Below are 20,487 nucleotides of genomic sequence, written 5' to 3'. Positions count from 1 at the left end.
ACCCTGAACAATGGCTGAACTGCAAGTCTGGCATCCGCAGCCGGCCCATAACGCAGGCGGATGCTAGAACGCAAACTCCTCAAAAATATGGTCAATGTTCTCCCCCCAGCGGCCCGCGTAGCGGTGCAGCAGGTCGTCGGCGACCGTGCGACCTTCCCCGGCGATGCGCTCGAGAGGGGCGAGATAGATTCTCTCGTCTTCGCTCATCGCATTGATGCGGCGACGGTTCTTCAGGCCGTGGCGAGAGATGTACAGCGCCTCCCGCGCAAGATCGCCGACAGTCGTCGTACGGAACGGAGTTGCGAGCGCCAGTTTCGGAACTTCTGTTCGGAGCTGTTCGCGTTCCTCGTCCGTCCAGTCGCGAACCATTTGCCAGGCATGGTCGAGCGCCGTCTCGTCATAAAGGATGCCGGACCAGAATGCGGGAAGCGCGGTGATCGACCCCCAGCGCCCGCCGTCGGCGCCGCGCATTTCGAGAAAGCGCTTGAGGCGAACCTCGGGAAACAGCGTCGTCAGATGATCGGACCAATCGTCGATCGTCGGATATTCGCCTTCGAAGCCGCGCAAGCGGCCCGCCATGAAGTCACGGAACGATGATCCCGCGACATCGATGTAGTTGCCGTCGCGGTAGACGAAGTACATCGGCACATCGAGCGCATACTCGACATAGCGCTCGTATCCCATGCCGTCTTCGAACGCGAACGGCAGCATTCCGGTGCGCCGCTTGTCGGTATCGCGCCAGATTTCGCTGCGTAGCGACTGAAAGCCGTTCGGCTTGCCTTCGGTGAACGGCGATGCTGCAAACAATGCTGTCGCGATCGGCTGCAGCGCGAGCGAAACGCGCAGCTTCTTGACCATGTCCGCTTCCGAGCCGAAGTCCAGATTCACCTGAACCGTCGACGTACGGTACATCATGTCGAGGCCGCGACTGCCGACCGACGGCATGTAGCGCGTCATCACCTGATAGCGCTTCTTCGGCATCTGCGGGACTTGGTCGAGGCGCCACTTGGGCGAAAACCCGACACCGAGAAATCCGATCGCGAGATCTTCGCCAACATCTAACACTTCGCGAAGATGCCGGTCTGTCTCGACTGCCGTTTCGTGCACGTCGTCGAGCGGGGCTCCGGACAATTCGAATTGTCCGCCGGGCTCGAGGCTGATCGTGCCGCCCTTTTCGCCATCCGGGCGCTTCAGCGCGATGACGTTGTCGCCTTCCTTGATGGCGACCCAGCCGTAACGCACGATGAGTTCGTCCATCAGGGCGCGAATGCCATCGTCGCCGCCGTATGGCACAGGCGCCAGCGAGACGGTGCGGAAGACGAATTTTTCGTGCTCGGTGCCGATGCGCCAATCGGACTTCGGCTTCTCGCCTGCCGCGATCCAGCGCACGAGATCGTCACGCGACTCGATCCGTGCGCTTTCGGCAATCTGTTCCCGCGTCGACATACTCGAGTAGCCTGGCCAATCCTGAATTAAGCGCGAAGCGGACTCCGCACATCTGGAGCCTTATGGAGGGGCAAGATCGGATCGGCAAGGTGGTGCGAACGCCTGTCTCACAACCGCTGCCAGTCACCCAGCACGGCATTGACGAGCGTCAAGGCGGCGACGGCGGCCGTGTCGGCCCGCATGATGCGCGGCCCGAGCGGCAGGGGCACTACGTGGGAGTTCGCCAGAAGCCGGCCTCGTTCACCATTTGAGAACCCGCCCTCGGGGCCGATGAGCACGGCGACTGGCCCGGCGGGGACTTTGCGAAGCGTCGCGATCGGATCAGCGGCCGTCTCGTGCTCGTCGCAGTAGATCAGCGTGCGCGCCGGATCCCACGCGGCCAAGGCGGTTTCAAGCGGAACCGGCGGTTCGACTTCCGGCACGCGGAGGACGCCGCATTGCTCGGCGGCCTCGATGGCGTTGGCGAGCATCCGCTCGCCGTTGACCCGCTCGGCAATCGTGCGCTCGGTGATGACGGGACGCAACCGGCGGACGCCCATCTCGGTTGCCTTCTGGACCATGTAGTCCAGGCGCGACCTCTTCAGGGGGGCGAACAGGTAGTCGATGTCCGGTCCCTGCTCCTGGGGACGCGTTTGTTGTTCGATGCCGAGGACGGCGGTTCGCTTGCGGCTTTCAATCAGCGACGCCTGCCATTCCCCGTCGCGGCCATTGAAGACCAACAGTTTCGCGCCGGGCCGGAGCCGCAAGACGTTGGTCAAATAATGGGCCTGCTGCTGGGCAAGCTCGACGGACACTCCGGCGGCGAGATCGTCAGCGATGAACAGACGCTCGGATGTCAGATCACGAATTGCCATGTTGCGGTCTTAACCGGGCCTCGAATTGCGTCAAACAGCATGGCGCGAAGGCCTTGCTGCCCCATGCCGCCGGGCTCTATAGCGTCGGACAGGCTGTCGGAGAACGAGCATACTATGGGAGCCGAAGTTTCCACCAATTCCGATTCTCGCGTGGCGGATGCGTCGCCCTCCAACTGGGTCGACCGTTGGGCGCCGGTTTCGTGGCGGCCCTATCTCCGGCTCGGGCGCTTTGACCGGCCCATCGGGGCGTGGCTCCTGCTCTTTCCGTGCTGGTGGTCGCTGACGCTGGCGCAGGTTGCGTCGCGCGAACCGTTTCCGGATTTTCGGTCGATCCTGCTCTTCACCATCGGCGCCTTCGCGATGCGCGCGTCGGGCTGTGCCTATAACGATTATGTCGACCGGTTCATCGACGCGAAGGTGCAGCGCACCGCGAGCCGGCCCATTCCGTCCGGTCAGGTGACACCCGCAGGCGCGTTGAAATTCGTCGTCGTCATGGCGTTGATCGGCCTCGCCGTCCTACTGCAGTTCAATTGGTTTACGGTCTGGCTCGGCATCGCCTCGCTGCTTATCGTCGCAGTTTATCCTTTCGCCAAGCGCGTGACGTCCTATCCGCAGATTGTTCTCGGGCTTGCGTTCAACTGGGGTGCGCTTGTCGGCTGGGCAGCCGAGAAAGGCTCGCTCGATTGGCCCGCTGTCGCGCTCTACGCCGGATGCGTGCTCTGGACCGTCGGCTACGACACGATCTACGCGCATCAGGACAAAGAAGACGACGCGCTGCTCGGGCTTGGATCGACGGCGCTGCATTTCGGAGACAACACGGTCTCGTATGTCGGCGCGTTTTACGGCCTTGCGGGAATTCTGTGGCTGACCGCCGGTGCGCTGGCCGGCGCTCACCTTGTCTTCTTTCTTTCCGTGACGCTCGTCTTTCTACAGATGTCGTGGCAGGTCGCGACGCTCGATATCGATGATCCCGCGAACTGCCTCAGGCGGTTCAAATCCAATCGCGACGTCGGGATCGCGGTATTCCTCGGCCTCCTCGCCGACATGTCGCTGTCGTGGTTCGCCGGGCTGAGCTGAGCCTGGCTGGCGGCGCGCGTGCCAGACACGACAACGGCGCGAAAGGGCTTCCCTTCGCGCCGCGCCGTTGTGCCTCACTGTCGTCTTTTCGAGCGGCCGGTGTTCCCGGCTATTTTCATGTTTTCTAGCAGAATTGCGTTCCGATACGTTTAACGCAGACCTAAAAATCAGCTTCCCGGCGTCTCAAATCCTTACGGCGCGATTGACGCCGCACGCCGCTTGCGCTTTTTGCGAATTTCAGCTTTTCGCCTTTCAGGATCTCTCGTTCGCCCATGACCCAGCGCGCACATTCTCCGGATAAGCAGCCGCAGCTTCTGCACCTTGTTTTCGGCGGCGAGCTCAAGACACTCGACAGTCACGAGTTCCATGATCTGTCCACGCTCGATATCGTCGGCATCTTCCCGGACTATCAATCAGCGTACGTTGCCTGGAAGGGCGCCGCGCAGCGTTCCGTCGACAATGCGATGATGCGTTACTTCATCGTGCACCTGCATCGGCTGCTCGAGCCGAAAGGTCTAGCCGGTCTGCAGTCGGCGCTCCCGCCGTCGTAGCAACGTTGGTTTCAGAGCGCGGCGCTGCTACTCGCGGTGCAGAAGGCCGTCAGTCAATCTGTTGGCCCAGCCTCGCGCCTTGAATGAGCGGCGAAGCTCTTCCGGATCGTAAACGGTTTCGACCCAATCCCAGAATTCGATTCCGGTCTTTGCCCGGTCAGCGAGATAGCGCTCAAACACGGCATCGAGCACGCCTGTATCGGCGCTGCGGATATGACCATAGCGCAACGACAGCTGCTTCTTGGCTTCCTCGATGGGCAGCCCATCGCGCTCATGCCGGACGATCACGCTCATGATGCCGGCGCGATCGGCTCCCGACTTGCAGTGGAGAAGGATCGGGTATTCGACGTTTTTCAGAACGTCGCGCATGGCTCGCAAGTCTGCCGTCGTCGGCGGAGCGCGGGATTTCAACGCGAGATCGACGAGGGTGATCCCGTGTCGGGCGCACGCCTGCTGCTCGAGCCAGCGCGTTCCGAAGGATTGCTCGCCGCGTAAATTGATGATCGTTTTGACGCCACGGCGTGCGAGCCAGCCGACGTGATGTGGCGCGGGCTGCGCAGAGCGCCAAACGTCATTCGAGATGCGGTGCCGATTATTATAAGCTATTCGAGCAATTCCGTAATCGACGAACAGCATTTCGGCGTAGCATAATGCGGGGGCGAATTTGGAGTGCAGCCAGCCCGGGGGGGCGGTGGTCGCACTTTCAAGCAGTGCACCGCTTTGCCGCCGCAGACGGCGTTTGACACGTTTGAGAAGGCTCGCCATCAGGACGCGGAGGAATGACCGATTTTCAGCACCGGATGCATGCTCCCGCGAAAGAGTCCATGTATTTGTTGGTTCACTGAAGGCCGAAACCGTTCTCGATTGAACTTGCTAGTTATTCGCTATAGCTACGACCCGCAAGGGGATCAACGGCTACCGGCTTGAAGAGCTTTCGCCGCACATTTGCAAGGGGCAGCCGCGCCGCATGGCCGAGACGAAGAAGACGATTGTGCGACTTGGCGGAAGCACACTCGCCAGATTCATCCAGCTCGTGCAGCGGACATCCAAGCGAACCTACGAGCCGGAAGACCTTCTGGAGAGACTCGCGGACGTCCATCCCTGCGTTGTCGCCTGCTGGCACGGCCAGTTCATGATGGTCGCGGGCTTTCGGCCCGAGAATGTCAAAGTCGCCGCGATGGTCGCAAAACATGGCGACGCCGAACTCATCGGCGAAGCGATGCGCGCGCTCGATGTCGAACTGATTCGCGGGGCGGGAGCCGGTACGCGGCGGCGCGACCGGGGCGGCGCCTCAGCGTTGCGCGCGTCTCTCAATGCGCTTGCTGACGATTATTCGTTGGTCATGACGGCCGACATTCCGCCCGGCCCAGCGCGCGTCGCAGGCGGCGGGATTATCGCCATCGGCCGGATGTCGGGACGGCCCATCGTTCCCGTGGCGGTCGCGTCGAAACATTTCGCGTCCTTCGATACGTGGAGCCGATTGACGTTCAATCTGCCGTACTCGCGGCTGGCGTTCGTCGCAGGCGATCCGATCAAGGTTCCCGCCGACGCCGATGCTGATGTGCTCGAATCCAAGCGGCTCGAACTCGAAACATCGCTCAATGCGGCGACCATCAGAGCGTATGAGCTTGCTGGCGGCGATATCAATCGCGCAACGCCGCTCGAAGTTCTCGCCGCCGCCTCACCTCCGGCACCGGGGCCGGTGCTCAATATTTATCGCGCAGGCACGTCCCTGCTCCGGCCCGCCGTGCCGATGTTGCTCAACATACGCGGACGACAGGGCAAGGAAGACGCGCCGCGTCGTGGCGAGCGGCTCGGTTTCGCGGGACGGCCGCGGCCGGAGGGCGATGTCGTCTGGGTGCACGCGGCGAGCGTTGGCGAGATGAATGCCGTGATGCCGCTCATCGAGCGCATCCTTTCGGACAATCCGCGTGTTCAAGTTCTGCTGACGACCGGGACGACGACGTCGGCGGAAATCGCTGCGCGCCGTCTTCCTGAGCGCGCAATTCATCAATACGTGCCGCTCGACGTGCCGCAGTATGTCGCCCGCTTCCTCGATCACTGGAAGCCGACGATCGCGATCTTCACCGAGTCCGACATCTGGCCCAACCTCGTGCTTGGAACGGCAAACCGGGACATTCCGCTCGTGCTCGTCAACGCGCGCATGTCGCCACGAAGCATCAGTCGCTGGCGGCGTTTCGCGCGCGTGGGGCGACCGCTGTTCTCGCGCTTTGCGGCCATTCTCACCCAGAACGAACTCATCGAACGCGCGATCAAGCGTCTTGGCGCGCCGCACGTCATCACGGCGGGCAACCTCAAGATCGACTCGCCGCCGCCACATGTCGACGCCTCAATGGAAGCAGCGTTGCGCGCGTCGATCGGCCAGCGGCCGGTCTTCCTTGCCGCCAGCACGCATCCCGGCGAAGACACGATTATCGCGGCTGCGCATTCGCTGATGCGCGCCGACATCGAAGGGCTGCTGACGATCATCGTGCCGCGTCATCCCGAGCGCGGGACAAATCTCGCGGCGTCGCTCGGCGGCCTCGGACTCAAGACGCAACTGCGCAGCCGCTCGGCGGATGTTCTTCCGGAAACAGAAATCTATATCGCCGACACGATCGGCGAACTCGGAACATTTTACGCGATCTCCGACGTGGCGCTGGTCGGCGGTTCGCTCGTCAAACACGGCGGACAGAACCCGATCGAAGCCATCCGTCTCGATGCGTGCGTGCTGACTGGTCCCTACACGCACAATTTCAAGGATGCGTATCGCAGCCTCATCCGCGACGGCGGCGCCGTCGAGGTCCGATCGTCCGACGACATCGCGCGCCACGTCACCCGGCTTCATACCGACCGGCAGGCTGCGGCGTCCATGCGCTCGAGCGCCCAGCGCTCGCTCGATTCCATGAAAGGCGCACTCGACAAAACGCTCGGAGCGATCCAGCCGTTTCTCGAGAAACAGAGGGTGTGAGCCTTGCCCGGCCGTGAACCGCGTTGGTGGTATGGCGCCGGTTGGCATTGGCAAGCGACGCTGCTTTCGCCGCTCGGGCACATCATCGGAAGCATCGCGACCGCGCGCCTTCGCAAGACACATTCTTATGCCTCGCGCCTGCCGGTGATCTGCATCGGCAATTTCACGGTCGGCGGATCCGGCAAGACTCCGTTGGCGTTGCTGGTCGCCCAACTTGTCGCCGACGAGGGGCGCGCGCCGTGGTTCTTGTCGCGTGGATATGGCGGACGGTTGCCCGGTCCGATCCAAGTCGAACCCGGCGTGCATGGCAGCGCCGACGTCGGCGACGAACCGCTGCTGCTCGCACGCGCCGCGCCGACCGTCATTTCGCGCGACCGCGCAAAAGGCGCGCAATTCGTCGAGACAGCGGCTCCCTCAAACGCCGTCATCATCATGGATGACGGGTTGCAGAATCCGTCGCTTGCGAAAGACCTCGTGATTGCCGTGGTGTCGGGCGATCGCGGTCTTGGGAATGGGCACGTCATTCCGGCCGGTCCGCTGCGCGCGCCGCTTGCGTCGCAGATCGGGCTTGCGAACGTCGTCGTCGTCACCGGCCAGATGAACGCGGCGCACGGCGCTGTTCGAGAGACGTTGCAAAAGCTGACGCAGGCTCCGCTCCTCTCCGCCACAACACGAGCGTCTGAAGATGCCGCAAGCCTGCGTGGACGGCGTGTCGTCGCTTATGCGGGCATCGCCAATCCGGAGCGTTTTTTTGCGATGCTGGAAAGTCTCGGCGCGACGATTGTCGAGCGTCGCGCATTCGGCGATCATCACGCGTTCAGCGATCGCGAGGCGCGCGAACTCGTCGATACCGCGAGGCGCATGAGCGCCGATCTCGCGACGACGGAAAAAGATCTAGCCCGGTTGTCGGGCGCGAGTGGCGCAAGCGCGGAACTTCGCGATCGCTCACGCGTGCTCAAAATCGAAACTGTGATTGAAAGCGTCGATCTCGCGATCCTGAAACAGAAGATTCGCGAGGCGATCCGAACTTAAGAGCGGGTCTCGTCTTGCGCCTTGAGTTCGAGGTAGCGCTTCACCGAAATTTCAGCCGACGCGTACGCCTCCTGAGCGTCGACACTCCAATAACGCAGATTGGCGAGCGAGATCGGCTGGCCCGTCACCGCGCAGCGCACGAACTCGCCAGGGGTCAACACCTCGAACTCTCCATCGAGATAACGGAGCTTCGCCTCGTTACGGACGCCGAAGAATTTCTCAATACGGTTCATTCTGTACCGATGTGCGGTTTCGACACTTCACAATATTACGATGGGCGGCTGTGTTCCGCCCGGCATCCCAATCAATCCGGCGTGCATAATCATTTTAGCCTACTTCAGGCGAATTAAAAAAGAGAGCCCTGCCCTCCGCGCGTGCGGGTCTTTTGACGCGGCGGCTTGGCCCCAGCGGCAGGTTCTGATCCGGTGCCGGTCGCCGGGTCGCCATCTGCGACAACGCCGATCCGGCCGTCCGAGAACTGAACGGACAGCGCCGCACCCGGGGAAACCGACCTCGCCTGACGGACGGTGACGCCCGTTTCGTCCCGAACCAGCGCGAAGCCTCGCGACAATACGCTTTGATAGCCCAACGACTTGAGCAGCGCGCTTTTACCATCGAGATCCCTGCGACGGACCGCCACGCGATTGAGCAGCGCCTGCCCGGCGCGGCGCTCCAAAACGTCAAGTCTCTCGCGACATCTGGAATGCTTTTGAACGATCGGCTGGGCGCTCAGGCGGCCGCTGACGCGCGCCAGCCGGGTGCCGTGTGCGCGGGTGTTGGCCAGCAACGCGCGCGACAGCCGGCGGTCGACGGCATCGAACCTCTGGCGGGGCAGCGCGATAAGGTCCTGCAGCTTGGGCAGGCCGCGCGAGGATGCCTTGAGATGCGTTCGCGTATCGGCCAGCACGCGGCGAATAGCGGTGCGCTTGCGCAGCTGAAACTTGTCGAGCGCCTCGATCAGCTCGGAGTATTTCGGCACTGCCCATTCGGCGGCTTTCGTCGGCGTTGGCGCGCGCGCGTCGGCGACGAGGTCGATCAGGGTCCAGTCGGTTTCGTGGCCAACGGCGGAGATCAGGGGAATGCGGCTCTCGGCAGCGGCGCGCACGACGATTTCCTCGTTGAAGCTCCAGAGATCTTCGAGGCTGCCGCCGCCGCGTGCCACGATCAGCACGTCGGGTCGCGGAATCTTGCCGCCGACTTCCAGCGCGTTGAAACCGCGAATGGCGGCCGCGACTTCCGCCGCGCTGCCTTCGCCTTGTACGCGCACCGGCCACACCAGCACGCACGTCGGAAAGCGTTCGTTGAAGCCATGCAGCATGTCGCGAATGACGGCGCCGGTCGGCGATGTGACGATGCCCACGACCTTCGGCAGAAACGGGCGCGGCTTCTTGCGCGCTTCCTCGAACAGGCCTTCGGCGGCGAACTTGCGCTTGCGTTCTTCGAGCAACGCCATCAGCGCGCCGGCACCCGCAGGCTCGAGCTGTTCGATGACGATCTGGTATTTCGACGAGCCGGGGAACGTCGTGATCTTGCCCTGGGCGACGACCTCCATGCCCTCCTCGGGCTTGAAGCGCAGGCGTCCGAAGCTGCCCTTCCAGATGACGGCCTCGATCTTGGCGCGGTCGTCCTTCAGGGCGAAATAGCAATGGCCGGAGGCGTGCGGGCCGCGATAGCCCGAAATCTCGCCGCGCAAGCGGACGTAGCCGAATCCGTCTTCGAGGGCGCGCTTGATGGCGCCCGAAAGCTCCGAGACCGAGAATTCCGGTGCGTTGGCGCCGGGGCGGGCGTCGCTGGTCGAGGGTGTTGAAGCCAATTGTCTGCCGTCTTGTCTGTTTGCGGTTCGATGATACACCAAGGCCCGAAATGCAATAGGGCACCCTGATGAACCTTCTCCTGATCGGCTCGGGCGGCCGGGAACATGCGCTTGCGTGGGCTTTGAGCGCCAGTCCTCTGCTCGACAAACTTTATTGCGCACCCGGCAATGCGGGCATCGCAGACGTCGCCGAATGCGTGCGGCTCGATCCGGCGGATCATGCGGCCGTCATCGGGTTCTGCAGGGAGCATAACGTCGAACTCGTGGTGATCGGGCCGGAAGCGCCGCTGGTCGCGGGGCTTGGCGATGCGCTCGGCGCGGCCGGCATCCGTTATTTCGGACCGACGAAGGCCGCGGCGCAGCTGGAAGGCTCGAAGGGGTTCACGAAGGACCTCTGCCGCGAAGCCAATATTCCAACGGCGGCTTACGGACGCTTCAGCGATGCGGCGTCGGCGAAAACGTATCTTGCGGCGCGAGGCGTGCCGATCGTCGTCAAGGCCGATGGGCTCGCGGCGGGCAAGGGCGTCATCATCGCGACGACGCGTGAGGAAGCCGAAGCTGCCGTCGATGCCTGTTTCTCGGGCACGTTCGGCGCGGCCGGAAGCGAAGTCGTCGTCGAGGAATTTCTCGACGGCGAAGAAGCGAGCTTCTTTGCGTTGTGCGACGGGACGACCGCGCTGCCGCTCGTTTCCGCGCAGGATCACAAGCGCGTCGGCGAGGGCGATACAGGTCCGAATACCGGCGGCATGGGCGCCTATTCGCCAGCTCCGGTGATGACGCCGGAGATCACCGACCGCGTCATGCGCGAGATCATCGTCCCGACAGTCGAGACGATGGCGAAGCGCGGCACACCTTTCAAAGGCGTGCTGTTCGCGGGTCTGATGATCACGGCGAGTGGCCCGAAGCTCATCGAATACAACGTGCGCTTCGGCGATCCCGAGACGCAGGTTCTGATGATGCGACTGAAATCCGATCTGCTTGCCGCGCTTCTCGCGACGGCGGACGGCGTTCTCAAAGATTTTGACCTGCGCTGGAGCGAGGACGCGGCGCTGACTGTCGTCATGGCGGCGAACGGCTATCCGGGCACCCCGACGAAGGGAACCGAGATCAAGGGTCTTGAAGCCGCCAAGCTCGTTCCCAATGTGGAGATCTTCCACGCGGGGACGCGCCGCGACGGGGACCGCCTCCTTGCGGACGGTGGCCGCGTTCTGAACGTCACCGGCCGTGGCCGGACGGTTGCGGAAGCGCGCGATGCTGCTTATGCGGCCATCGCGAAGATCGATTGGCCCGGGGGCTTTTATCGCAGCGACATCGGCTGGCGAGCCCTACAAAGGCCCGGGTAAGCTTTAGCAACGAATGCTCTCAGGACGGACAGCGGATGGAGAAGCCTTTGACCGGTGAAACGTCCGAGCTGCCGCCGATTCACGGGAAACAATCCGGCCGCAGCCCCAGGATCGGCCTAGCGCTCGGCGGTGGCGGGGCGCGCGGGCTTGCGCACATCGCGATGCTCGAAGCGTTCGATGAGTTGGGCGTCCGCCCGGACATCATCGCTGGCACGTCCATTGGTGCGCTTTACGGCGCGGCCTATGCGTCGGGCATCTCAGGCAAGGATCTACGCGATCATACGCGCCTTATCCTTGGGCAGCGCTTCGGTCTCATCCGCGATCTGGTCAATGCGACGGCGCAACCGTTTCAGCGGCTGATTGGCGTGTTCGGGCGGCGGAACGCGATCCTCGATCCGCTCACGATGCTCGAAGTCATTCTGCCGAAGGACGTGAAGAGCGATTTCGCCGAATGCCAGATTCCGATCAAGATCGTCGCTTCCGATTTTTACGATCAGGAGCCTCGGGTTTTCACGGAAGGTGCGCTTCGCCCGGCCGTCGCGGCGAGCATGGCGCTGCCTGTTATTTTTCAGCCTGTGATGGATCAGGGCAAGGCGCTGATCGATGGCGGGCTGACCAATCCACTGCCGTTCGATCTTCTGATCGGCGAAGCGGATATCGTCGTCGCAATCGACGTTTCAGGCGTGCCGGTTCCGAATTCGCGGAGGCCCGACCCGACCGCGTTCGAAGCGTTGTTTTCCAGCGCGTTTCTGTTCGAGCATACGATCATCAAGGAAAAGCTGAAATCGGCGCAGCCCGACATTCTGATCAATGCGGGCACGAGCCATTATCAGGTGCTCGACTTTTTGAAGTTCGATCAAATTCTGGAAGCGGCTGCGCCCGCAAAAGAGAAGCTAAAGCAGCAGCTGACGCGCGTTCTGTCGGTCGAGACGCTGCCGGAGCTTACCGCGCCGGCTGAGGCGCAGGTTTTGCTCGAAGCGCCGAAGCGCAAACGCCGCGGCCTGCTTTCGCGCACGCGGAAGGCGCGCGAATAGGCGCCGGTTGAGAGAGCTTCCTTCCTCGCCCGTCTTTATGGGGCGCGGGTTGGGGTGAAGTGCGGCAACAGCAGAACAAGCGGCTGCCTCTCACCCTAACCCTCTCCCCATGCATGTGCAGGGCATGGGGGAGGGAAATCATTGTTCGCGTTTTGCGGCGAAGAAGGATTTGAGGAGCGCCGCCGACTCGGGTTCGGCGAGGCCGGGGTAGACCTCGGGCGCGTGATGGCAGGTTGTCTGGCTGAAGATGCGGGGGCCGTGCTCGACGCCGCCGCTTTTCGGGTCGCTGGCCCCGTAATAGAGCCGCCGGATGCGGGCGAACGAGATCGCGGCCGCGCACATCGGACAGGGTTCCAATGTCACGTAGAGATCGCAATCGACCAGACGCTCGCTTTCCAGAACCGAGCAGGCTGCGCGGATCGCCAGAATTTCGGCATGGGCCGTCGGGTCGTTAAGCTCGCGCGTACGGTTGCCCGCAAGCACCAAAACGTCACCCGAAGCGGACACGATGACCGCTCCGACGGGCACCTCGCCACGCTCGGCCGCCGCCCGCGCCTCATCGAGCGCTAACGACATATGGCTTCGCGCGCCGGTCGATGTCATAAGCTCGCGTTCTTCGCTCACATCGAATCCATCGAAATGGCCAAACCGATCACTTCCAATACCGTAGAAACGCGCGACGGTCCGATGCGCATCGCCAAGGCGATGGCGCGCGCCGGGCTTTGCTCGCGCCGCGAGGCCGAACGCTGGATCGCCGATGGGCGTGTCAGCGTCAACGGTAAGCTGCTGAAAACGCCCGCCTGCGAGGTTGGCCCGAAAGACAAGGTCATCGTCGACGGCAAACCGCTGCCGGCCGCGTCGACGCCGCAGCTCTGGCGCTATCACAAGCCGAAGGGCGTCGTCACCACCCATTCGGACCCGCAGGGGCGTCCGACGGTGTTCGAAAAGCTGCCGCCGGAGATGCCGCGCGTGATTTCGATCGGCCGCCTCGATTTCAATACGGAAGGGCTGCTGCTGCTGACGACCGATGGGGCGTTGGCGCGGCATTTCGAACTTCCCGCGAACGGCTGGGTGCGGCGTTACAGGGTGCGCGCCAAAGGCCGGGTTACGCCCGCAGACCTCGCCAAGCTCAAGGACGGCGTCGAGATCGACGGCGTCAGCTATGGGCCGATCGAAGCTTCCGTCGATACCGTGCAAGGCGCGAATTCGTGGCTGTCGATCTCGATCCGCGAAGGCAAGAACCGCGAGGTTCGCAACGTGCTGGCTTACCTCGGTCTGACGGTGAACCGTCTGATCCGCGTTTCGTTCGGGCCGTTCCAATTGCTCGACCTTGCGCCCGGTGCAGTCGAAGCCGTTCGCCGCCGCGTGCTCGTCGCGCAGCTCGGGCCGAAAGCTGCCGCGAGCCTCGGACTTTCCGAGAGCCAGGAAGAGCGCAAGGAACGCCACGCGCGCGGCAAGGCGGCGAGCGGGAGTCGCGACGAATGAGAGTCGTCGCGGGACGTTTTCGCGGCCGGGCTCTCGTCGCGCCGGACGACATGAGCATTCGTCCGACGTCTGATCGTGTACGCGAAAGCGTGTTCAATATTCTGGCGCACGGTGTGGAAGATTTCACGCTCGCCGGTGCGCGGGTCATCGATCTGTTCGCCGGTACCGGTGCGCTCGGCATCGAGGCGGTGTCGCGCGGCGCGGCTTTCTGTCTGTTCGTCGAAGAAGCGGCAGAGGCGCGAGCGCTGATCCGCCGCAACGTCGAAGCTCTGGGGCTCACGGGCGAGACGCGCATTTTCCGCCGCGACGCCACCGATCTCGGACCGGCTGGGAACATGGAGCCTTACGGGCTCGCCTTTCTCGATCCGCCTTACGGTAAAGGCTTGGGCGAAAAGGCACTTGCGGGCCTTGTCGATGGAAATTGGCTGAAACCCGGCGCGATCTGCGTTCTGGAAGAAAAGGCGGGACTTGTTCTCGCGCTGCCTTCGGGGCTGGAACAGATCGACTCGCGAAGCTGGGGCGAAACGGAAGTCCGGTTTCTCCGGCTCACTTAGCGCCGCCGATCCGGCCGATTGATCCATCGCATCGCGAGTTGGTTAAGGACACCTTATCCATCCGGCCTATCTTGAACGAACCGTTTCCAATCCTTTTGTGTCCCACTTGCAGGAATTGGGACGTGATCGGATGATAGGTCATGGTCTGGCTGCCGAGCGAAATCTGGAGTGAAAGGCGTTTCAGCGGACTTCCGTCCGCCGTCGCGGGCGACGCCGCTTTTCGCGTTTTCTGCACGCCTGCAATTTCCGAACGACGTGCCGCGAACCATCATCAGCTTACCGAGCGGGCGCGCTATCATTTGCGCAATGCGCATTGGGAGCGGCTCGAAACGCCCGTCGGCGAAGTGCAGACTTATGTCTTCGAGCCCGACCTGCAGATTGCGGATGACATCGTCCTGATCGTGCACGGATGGACGGGCGAGTCTTCGTTCATGACGGCGATGGCCGAAGCGATACGGCGCAGCGGTTTTCGCGTCGCGCTGTTCGATCTGCCGGCGCATGGGCTCAGCAGCGGCCGTTCGACGAACCTTATCGACTGCGCACGCGCGACGGTTTCCGTTGCCGAGCAACTGGGCCCCGTTCACGCGCTCGTCACGCATTCGTTCGGCGGACTGATCTCGCTCGTCGCTGCCGAAGGCCACGCGCCGATGCAGGGCAAGCTGGAGACGAAGCATATCGCGCTGATCGCCAGTCCCAATCATCTCTCCGACGTTACGGATCATTTCTCGCGGCATTGGGAACTTGATCGTGACGGTCGCCGCGCGTTCGAGCATCGGCTCGAAAGGCTTGGCGGACGCTCGCTCGATTGTTTTGCGGCAGTGAAACTGCTTCCGGCGAGCGGCCTCAGCGGCCTTGTCATTCACGCGCCGGATGATGCCGACGTGCCGTTCCGTTGCGCCGAAGAAATCGTCGACAGCGTGCCGGATATGGAACTTCACTCGTTCAACGGCATGGGCCATCGCAACATTCTGTTTGCGTCGCCCGTGGCGCGGACCGTGACGTCGTACCTCAAACGAACGGTGCAGCGGCAGCCCGCAGAAAACCGCGTCTATCAACCGGCCGCTGCGAATGCTCCGGCTGCGAGCGCCTCAGCATAGTCGCGGATGCCCGACGGCCAGTCGCGAATGAGTTTCTCGAACGCCGTGCGATCCTTCGCGAACAGCGCACGCGTCGCCTCTTCGAAGCCTGGACGATTCCCCGCCATCGCCGACATGAACTTGTAGGCGCGTTCCTGCGCATCACGTGCGTTCGCGACGCCGGTGTTCGCGCGACGTGCGTCCTCGACGAGCTTGCGCAGTGTCACCGACGCGCCGCCCGGCTGTTTCGCCAGCCAGTCCCAATGACGTGGCAGCAGCGTCACCTCGCGCGCCACCACGCCGAGCTTGGGCCGTCCCGGGCCACGCGTCTCGTCTGCTGCAGGTCGCGAGGTCGACTGTCCGGTGTCTCGCAGATCGAAATCGACCTGAGTGCCGGTTGCGTCATCGAAGATCAGGATGGCCGCGTCCGGCTGGCGCGACAGGCGCGCATTGATCGCGGCGGTCAATTCGGACCTGGAGCCGGTCGCCAATTTCTGCTCGCCGTCGAAGGCCGTGAATTGAGATGTTTCCTGCATTGGCCACCGCTCCAGTTTTGACTGGAGGTTATTTACCCGGGTAAAATATAAATGGCAATACTACCCGGGTTCAATTATTCGGCAGCCGGAACGAGCGCGTGGCTGTGACCGCTCAGACCGTAGTGCAGGATGTACAGGTAGCTCGGCACGGCGAGGATCAGATACGCGAGCTGGAAATCGATGTGCTGCTTCAAAAGCGCGAAGGCGTAGGGCATCAGCGCGCCGCCGACGACGCCCATGACCAGCAGCGCCGAGCCGGTTTCCGTATGCCGCCCCAGATCGCGGATCGCGAGCGGGAAGATCGCCGGCCACATCATGGCGTTGGCGAAGCCGAGGCTGGCGATGAAACCGACGGAGATGTAGCCGGTGGTCAGATACGCTCCGATCGCCAGGACGACGCCAAGCGCCGCCGACATGGCGAGATAAGCCTGTTGTGACGCGAACCTCGGAATCAGCAGCAGTCCGGCGACATAGCCGACGAGCATCGCGAACAGCGTGTAGGACGTGAACAGCCGCGTCGCATCGAGCGGCAGTCCGAAGCTTGCGCCGTAGATGCCGATCGCATCGCCGGCCAAGACCTCGAGGCCGACGTAAAGAAACAGGCACAAAACGCCGAGCCAGAGATGGGGAAAGCGGAAGATGCTCCGATGCTGTGCGGAGGTTTCCGGCGTACTGCTACTGCCTGCGTACTGCGTGCGAACGTCCGGCAGATTGGAGCGCGCGATCCAGATCGCCAGCGCCGCCAGCAGCCCCGCCATGATCATGTACGGACCATAGACCTGCGCGGCGAAGGCATCGAGCAGAGCCTCGCGTGCAGCCGGCGTCGGCGCGGCTTTCACACGCGCATCGAAGTGATCGAGGCCGTAAAGGACCAGCGCTCCGAAAACGAGCGGCGCGAGGAATCCAGCGAATTTATTGCAGATGCCCATGACCGCGATGCGCCGCGCGGCGCTTTCGCTTGGCCCTAGAATACAGACGTAGGGATTGGACGCCGTCTGCAGCAGCGACAGCCCCGCGCCGATCACGAACAATCCTGTGAGCGTGCCAGGGTATTGCCGCGCCGTGGTGAAGTGACCGAACACGACGGCTCCGGCAGCCATGACGAACAAGCCGAGCGCCATGCCCTTCTTCATGCCCGTCCGGCGCAGCACCGCGGACGACGGCAGCGCCAGGAAAAAATACGAGAGGTAGAACGCCATCGGCACCAGGAAGGCGTTCACATCGTCGAGGTCGAAGGCGAGCTTGACGAAGGTGATCAGAGGCCCGTTCAGCCAGGTCACGAAGCCGAAGATGAAGAACAGGACGCCGATGGTGACGATGGGGCCGAACAGGCTGGATTCGGCATCGCTGTCTGAGGTCTGGGAGGTCACAGCGACGCGGGCCTTTCCGCTGACGGACAGTGCGCCTGTGCCTGCTCCCCACGCTGCGGCATCCTGACGTGGGCTGCAGGAATCGTCCCCCGTCGGCGGCAAGCCGAATCTCGCAGTAAAATCAGCGCCATTTTCATCGATGCCGCATTCGCCTCCCACCGCCCGGATCAAGCTTAGGCGAACAGCGACCTACGTGCATCCTCCCCGTGTAATTACGGCCCCAACAATCGCCGGAAACGCTTTAAATTGGCGGCTTTTTGCACTATGTCTAAGATGTTAAAAGTTGACTTGACTAATGTATACTTTTTCGAGCAACTAAGAACCAAGTTACCCTTGCGGGTATCCGATGCCGGGGCCTTGAACCCCGATTGATTGGAGCCGAAACGTGATCATTTGTTCGTGCGCCGTTATCTCTGATCGGGATATCGAGATTGCCGTCTCGGAAATCATGAGTTCGGCCCCCGGACTGCTGCCGACGCCAGGCGTCGTTTTCCGCCATCTCAACAAGAAAATGAATTGCTGCCGCTGCGCTCCCGTTGCCGTGAGCACGATTTACGCCGCGATGGACCGCCTCGAACAAACCACCCGCGTATGTCCCTTCGCTCTTGCCGAAGCGCGCGCCAAGCTGATCCGCATCGAAGAACGCCGCGAGCGCCGCCAGCGCCGCATCGACGACGCCTACGCCAATCGTCGGCTTTCCACAGCGACCGCCGTCGCCTGATCCAAAAAAGCTGGAAAAACCGTCAGGGGCTGCGACACACGTTGCGGCCGCGGATTTTTCTATTCCAATCCGATATCGGTCTAGTTTAGAACGGTTCTGGTTTAGCCAGAGCGCTGGCGCATTTCGGCTTGGAGCGGCACATGAAGGGCAACAAAGAAGTCATCACACGGCTCAATGAGGCATTGAAGCTCGAGCTGGGCGCCATAAATCAGTATTGGTTGCATTATCGCCTCCTGGACAACTGGGGATTTAAGAAGCTCGCCAAGAAAGAGCGCAAGGAATCGATTGAGGAAATGGAGCATGCGGACCGCCTGATCGACCGCATCATCTTCCTCGACGGACATCCCAACCTGCAGCACGTCGCGCCGCTGATGATCGGAGAGAACCTGAAAGAGGTTCTTGAATGCGATCTCAAGGGCGAGAACATCGCTCGCGATCACTACAAGAAATCGCGCGAGATCTGTCGCGACCTCGGCGACTACGTGACGATGGACCTGTTCGAAAGCCTGCTGAAGGATGAGGAAGGCCACATCGACTTCCTCGAGACGCAGCTCGATCTGCTGTCGCGCATCGGCATCGAGAACTACGGCCAGCTCAACGCGGAAAGCGCGGACGAAAGCGGCGATCACTAAGTAACTGCACGTCATCCTCGAGCGGGCGACCTGCGGGACCGCTCGGGGATTGCGCGCACATCGCATCGCACATCTTCATTTATTTTGAGCCTTCGGCGCATGTAGCGCTGGATCCCCGGCTTTCGCCGCGCAAGACGCGGCTCGGCCGAGGATGACGGCAACGGTGATGGCTCCGCGCAGCCGGCCGCAAGCGCCTACCTTCTTCCGAACAATCGTTCGATGTCGGAGAGTTTGAGCGCGACATAGGTCGGGCGGCCGTGATTGCATTGGCCGGAATAAGGCGTCGCTTCCATCTGGCGGAGCAGCGCGTTCATTTCCTCGACCGTCAAGCGCCGCCCCGAGCGCACGCTGCCGTGACATGCCATGCGCGACGCGACGGCTTCCAGACGATCCTTCAACGCGCGCGCCGTTCCGTCGGCGCGAAGCTCGGCGGCGAGATCCTTCACGAGCCCATCGACGTCGGTATCGCCGAGCAGCGCGGGCGTCTCGCGGACCGCGACGGCGCCTTCCCCAAAACTTTCGAGCACCAGTCCAAGCTCGGCGAGTTCATCTGCGCGAGTACACAGTAGCTCTGCATCGTCGGGATCGAGCGTGACGATCGCGGGTATGAGAAGCCCTTGCGTCGCGACACCGCCGTTCGTCAGCGCGGCTTTGAATTTCTCATAAACAAGACGTTCGTGCGCGGCGTGCTGATCGACGATGACGAGGCCGTCACGCGTCTGTGCCACGATGTAATTCTCGTGCACCTGAGCGCGAACCGCGCCAAGCGGCTTATCGATCGTCTGCTCGTGCCGTTCCGGTTCCGGCGCCCGCATATCGGCGCTTGGCGTATCGATTTCCGCGAAGGCAACGTGTGCGGGCTCCGCGAATGCCGCGGTCTGGGGCGGAAGCGCCGGCGGCGCGCTCGGAAGCACGCCAGCTGAAAAGGTCTCGATCGTCAGCACACCGCCTTGTGCCGAAGCGCGATGACCGGCCGCTTCCAATGCCTGTCGCATCGCGCCGATCATCAGGCCGCGCACACGGCCCGCGTCGCGAAAGCGGACTTCGGCTTTCGCCGGGTGCACGTTCACGTCGACGTCGGGCGGCGCGACGTCGAGAAAAATCGCCAGCAGCGGCGAGCGTCCGCGAGGGATCAGATCGCCATAGGCGGCGCGGATCGCACCGATCAGCAGCTTGTCCTTCACCGAGCGGCCGTTGACGAACAGGAACTGCTGCATGCTGTCGGCCCGGTGCAACGTCGGCAGACCGATGAAGCCGAACACGCGCATCGGCCCGAGCGCGCCGCTGCCGCCGCCCGAAATTTCGAGCGCATCGGCCATGAATTCATGGCCCATGATTGCGCCGAGGCGTTCGAGCCAGGCCGAGGACGAACGCTCGCCGCGCGGATAGACGACGGGGCGCTTCTCACCCGTCTGCAGCGTAAAACCGATTTCTGGATGCGCCATCGCGAGGCGGCGGACTACGTCCGTGACGGCCATCGTCTCGGCCCGTTCCGACTTCAGGAACTTGAGACGCGCAGGCGTCGCCGAAAAAAGATCGCGGACCTCGACGATGGTTCCGGGATTGGCCGCTGCCGGTCTGATGCTCTCCTTCGCGCCGCGCATGACGCGGATCGAAAACCCCTGTTCGCTGTCGTGCCGACGCGAGCGAATTTCCAGTTCGGCAATCGAACCGATGGATGGCAACGCTTCGCCGCGAAAGCCGAGCGAGCGAATGTCGAAAAGATCTTCCTCGTCGAGCTTCGAGGTGGCGTGACGTTCGACGGCGAGCGCCAGATCGTCTGCGTTCATGCCGGAGCCGTTGTCGGTCACGCGGATCAGCGATAAGCCACCGTCGGTCACGACGATTTCAATGTGCGTCGCGCCAGAGTCGATGGCGTTCTCGACGAGTTCCTTGACGACGCTCGCCGGGCGCTCGATCACCTCGCCCGCCGCGATGCGGTTCACCGTCTCGGGACTGAGCTGGCGGATCGCCACGGCGACCGTCTCCTCG

At 62.8% G+C, this 20,487-nt stretch carries 20 protein-coding genes; 11 read left to right on the top strand and 9 right to left on the bottom strand.

All coding sequences use genetic code 11. The features are described from left to right. Positions 1–63: 63 nt before the first annotated feature. Together HYPGJ_RS16335 and HYPGJ_RS16330 are read right to left on the bottom strand one after the other, a co-directional pair. Positions 64–1,446: a glutamate--cysteine ligase gene (locus tag HYPGJ_RS16335; protein ID WP_046848043.1), complete on the bottom strand. Its 1,383-nt coding sequence runs from the start codon at positions 1,444–1,446 to the stop codon at positions 64–66. 107 nt (positions 1,447–1,553) lie between these two features. Next, a complete protein-coding gene (locus HYPGJ_RS16330) occupies positions 1,554–2,300 on the bottom strand; it encodes a 16S rRNA (uracil(1498)-N(3))-methyltransferase (protein ID WP_046848042.1) in 747 nt (248 codons plus the stop codon). 114 nt (positions 2,301–2,414) lie between these two features. Between HYPGJ_RS16330 and ubiA the strand changes: the two genes are divergently transcribed. Continuing rightward, on the top strand, positions 2,415–3,377 hold the full coding sequence (ubiA, locus tag HYPGJ_RS16325) for a 4-hydroxybenzoate octaprenyltransferase (protein ID WP_046848041.1): 963 nt from the start codon (positions 2,415–2,417) through the stop codon (positions 3,375–3,377). A gap of 272 nt (positions 3,378–3,649) precedes the next feature. Beyond that, positions 3,650–3,928: a DUF4170 domain-containing protein gene (locus HYPGJ_RS16320; protein ID WP_046848040.1), complete on the top strand. Its 279-nt coding sequence runs from the start codon at positions 3,650–3,652 to the stop codon at positions 3,926–3,928. 27 nt (positions 3,929–3,955) lie between these two features. On the opposite strand, the gene HYPGJ_RS16315 is transcribed toward HYPGJ_RS16320, so the two are convergent. Beyond that, a complete protein-coding gene (locus HYPGJ_RS16315; RefSeq protein ID WP_244466200.1) occupies positions 3,956–4,564 on the bottom strand; it encodes a sulfur transferase domain-containing protein in 609 nt (202 codons plus the stop codon). A gap of 331 nt (positions 4,565–4,895) precedes the next feature. On the opposite strand from HYPGJ_RS16315, the gene HYPGJ_RS18895 reads away from it, so the two are divergent. Together HYPGJ_RS18895 and lpxK are read left to right on the top strand one after the other, a co-directional pair. Beyond that, positions 4,896–6,899, top strand: a complete 2,004-nt coding sequence (locus HYPGJ_RS18895) for a glycosyltransferase N-terminal domain-containing protein (RefSeq protein ID WP_052750941.1) — start codon at positions 4,896–4,898, stop codon at positions 6,897–6,899. Positions 6,900–6,902: 3 nt separating this feature from the next. Next, positions 6,903–7,931: a tetraacyldisaccharide 4'-kinase gene (lpxK, locus tag HYPGJ_RS16305; protein WP_046848038.1), complete on the top strand. Its 1,029-nt coding sequence runs from the start codon at positions 6,903–6,905 to the stop codon at positions 7,929–7,931. Here lpxK and HYPGJ_RS16300 read toward each other — a convergent pair. Both HYPGJ_RS16300 and xseA read right to left on the bottom strand, forming a co-directional pair. Beyond that, on the bottom strand, positions 7,928–8,164 hold the full coding sequence (locus tag HYPGJ_RS16300; protein WP_013216544.1) for a DUF2093 domain-containing protein: 237 nt from the start codon (positions 8,162–8,164) through the stop codon (positions 7,928–7,930). The two genes, lpxK and HYPGJ_RS16300, sit on opposite strands and share 4 nt — an antisense overlap. Positions 8,165–8,277: 113 nt before the next feature. After that, positions 8,278–9,744, bottom strand: a complete 1,467-nt coding sequence (xseA, locus tag HYPGJ_RS16295; protein ID WP_046848037.1) for an exodeoxyribonuclease VII large subunit — start codon at positions 9,742–9,744, stop codon at positions 8,278–8,280. 68 nt (positions 9,745–9,812) lie between these two features. On the opposite strand from xseA, the gene purD reads away from it, so the two are divergent. Continuing rightward, positions 9,813–11,087: a phosphoribosylamine--glycine ligase gene (gene purD, locus HYPGJ_RS16290; protein WP_046848036.1), complete on the top strand. Its 1,275-nt coding sequence runs from the start codon at positions 9,813–9,815 to the stop codon at positions 11,085–11,087. 47 nt (positions 11,088–11,134) lie between these two features. Then, on the top strand, positions 11,135–12,121 hold the full coding sequence (locus tag HYPGJ_RS16285) for a patatin-like phospholipase family protein (RefSeq protein WP_244466197.1): 987 nt from the start codon (positions 11,135–11,137) through the stop codon (positions 12,119–12,121). Between the two features lie 138 nt (positions 12,122–12,259). On the opposite strand, the gene HYPGJ_RS16280 is transcribed toward HYPGJ_RS16285, so the two are convergent. Next, positions 12,260–12,724, bottom strand: a complete 465-nt coding sequence (locus HYPGJ_RS16280; protein ID WP_046848034.1) for a nucleoside deaminase — start codon at positions 12,722–12,724, stop codon at positions 12,260–12,262. 36 nt (positions 12,725–12,760) lie between these two features. On the opposite strand from HYPGJ_RS16280, the gene HYPGJ_RS16275 reads away from it, so the two are divergent. From HYPGJ_RS16275 to HYPGJ_RS16265, 3 genes are all read left to right on the top strand, one after another. Then, positions 12,761–13,606, top strand: coding sequence for a pseudouridine synthase (locus HYPGJ_RS16275; RefSeq protein WP_244466195.1), 846 nt, complete (start codon positions 12,761–12,763; stop codon positions 13,604–13,606). After that, positions 13,603–14,160 (top strand): 16S rRNA (guanine(966)-N(2))-methyltransferase RsmD, encoded by a 558-nt coding sequence (gene rsmD, locus HYPGJ_RS16270; protein ID WP_046848032.1) that lies wholly within the window; start codon positions 13,603–13,605, stop codon positions 14,158–14,160. The genes HYPGJ_RS16275 and rsmD overlap by 4 nt, the downstream gene beginning before the upstream one ends. 140 nt (positions 14,161–14,300) lie before the next feature. Further along, positions 14,301–15,257, top strand: coding sequence for an alpha/beta fold hydrolase (locus tag HYPGJ_RS16265; RefSeq protein WP_046848031.1), 957 nt, complete (start codon positions 14,301–14,303; stop codon positions 15,255–15,257). Here the strand turns inward: HYPGJ_RS16265 and HYPGJ_RS16260 are convergent. Together HYPGJ_RS16260 and HYPGJ_RS16255 are read right to left on the bottom strand one after the other, a co-directional pair. Next, a complete protein-coding gene (locus tag HYPGJ_RS16260; protein ID WP_046848030.1) occupies positions 15,212–15,772 on the bottom strand; it encodes a DUF2239 family protein in 561 nt (186 codons plus the stop codon). The genes HYPGJ_RS16265 and HYPGJ_RS16260 overlap by 46 nt on opposite strands. Before the next feature lie 74 nt (positions 15,773–15,846). Then, positions 15,847–17,142, bottom strand: coding sequence for a sugar MFS transporter (locus HYPGJ_RS16255; protein WP_046848496.1), 1,296 nt, complete (start codon positions 17,140–17,142; stop codon positions 15,847–15,849). A gap of 448 nt (positions 17,143–17,590) precedes the next feature. Between HYPGJ_RS16255 and HYPGJ_RS16250 the strand changes: the two genes are divergently transcribed. Both HYPGJ_RS16250 and bfr read left to right on the top strand, forming a co-directional pair. After that, complete coding sequence (locus HYPGJ_RS16250; RefSeq protein WP_244466193.1) at positions 17,591–17,863, top strand: hypothetical protein; 273 nt, start codon at positions 17,591–17,593, stop codon at positions 17,861–17,863. A gap of 140 nt (positions 17,864–18,003) precedes the next feature. Next, entirely contained in the window at positions 18,004–18,495 is a 492-nt protein-coding gene (gene bfr / locus HYPGJ_RS16245) for a bacterioferritin (RefSeq protein ID WP_013216555.1), read from the top strand. Positions 18,496–18,689: 194 nt separating this feature from the next. Here bfr and mutL read toward each other — a convergent pair whose 3' ends face one another. After that, a complete protein-coding gene (mutL, locus tag HYPGJ_RS16240) occupies positions 18,690–20,471 on the bottom strand; it encodes a DNA mismatch repair endonuclease MutL (protein WP_046848028.1) in 1,782 nt (593 codons plus the stop codon). Positions 20,472–20,487: the final 16 nt, after the last annotated feature.

The sequence above is a fragment of the Hyphomicrobium sp. GJ21 genome (assembly GCF_001006785.1).
Lineage (GTDB): Bacteria > Pseudomonadota > Alphaproteobacteria > Rhizobiales > Hyphomicrobiaceae > Hyphomicrobium_B.
This window is presented reverse-complemented; position numbering and strand designations above follow the sequence as displayed.

Excerpts from the sequence above, each read along its gene's own strand:
- ubiA (WP_046848041.1), top strand. The coding sequence starts at position 2,415 with ATGGGAGCCGAAGTTTCCACCAATTCCGATTCTCGCGTGGCGGATGCG.
- HYPGJ_RS16275 (WP_244466195.1), top strand. The coding sequence starts at position 12,761 with ATGGCCAAACCGATCACTTCCAATACCGTAGAAACGCGCGACGGTCCG.
- HYPGJ_RS16260 (WP_046848030.1), bottom strand. The coding sequence starts at position 15,772 with ATGCAGGAAACATCTCAATTCACGGCCTTCGACGGCGAGCAGAAATTG.
- HYPGJ_RS16300 (WP_013216544.1), bottom strand. The coding sequence starts at position 8,164 with ATGAACCGTATTGAGAAATTCTTCGGCGTCCGTAACGAGGCGAAGCTC.
- bfr (WP_013216555.1), top strand. The coding sequence starts at position 18,004 with ATGAAGGGCAACAAAGAAGTCATCACACGGCTCAATGAGGCATTGAAG.
- HYPGJ_RS16320 (WP_046848040.1), top strand. The coding sequence starts at position 3,650 with ATGACCCAGCGCGCACATTCTCCGGATAAGCAGCCGCAGCTTCTGCAC.
- HYPGJ_RS16250 (WP_244466193.1), top strand. The coding sequence starts at position 17,591 with ATGAGTTCGGCCCCCGGACTGCTGCCGACGCCAGGCGTCGTTTTCCGC.
- HYPGJ_RS18895 (WP_052750941.1), top strand. The coding sequence starts at position 4,896 with ATGGCCGAGACGAAGAAGACGATTGTGCGACTTGGCGGAAGCACACTC.
- rsmD (WP_046848032.1), top strand. The coding sequence starts at position 13,603 with ATGAGAGTCGTCGCGGGACGTTTTCGCGGCCGGGCTCTCGTCGCGCCG.
- HYPGJ_RS16335 (WP_046848043.1), bottom strand. The coding sequence starts at position 1,446 with ATGTCGACGCGGGAACAGATTGCCGAAAGCGCACGGATCGAGTCGCGT.
- HYPGJ_RS16315 (WP_244466200.1), bottom strand. The coding sequence starts at position 4,564 with ATGCTGTTCGTCGATTACGGAATTGCTCGAATAGCTTATAATAATCGG.
- HYPGJ_RS16280 (WP_046848034.1), bottom strand. The coding sequence starts at position 12,724 with ATGACATCGACCGGCGCGCGAAGCCATATGTCGTTAGCGCTCGATGAG.
- HYPGJ_RS16265 (WP_046848031.1), top strand. The coding sequence starts at position 14,301 with ATGGTCTGGCTGCCGAGCGAAATCTGGAGTGAAAGGCGTTTCAGCGGA.
- purD (WP_046848036.1), top strand. The coding sequence starts at position 9,813 with ATGAACCTTCTCCTGATCGGCTCGGGCGGCCGGGAACATGCGCTTGCG.
- HYPGJ_RS16330 (WP_046848042.1), bottom strand. The coding sequence starts at position 2,300 with ATGGCAATTCGTGATCTGACATCCGAGCGTCTGTTCATCGCTGACGAT.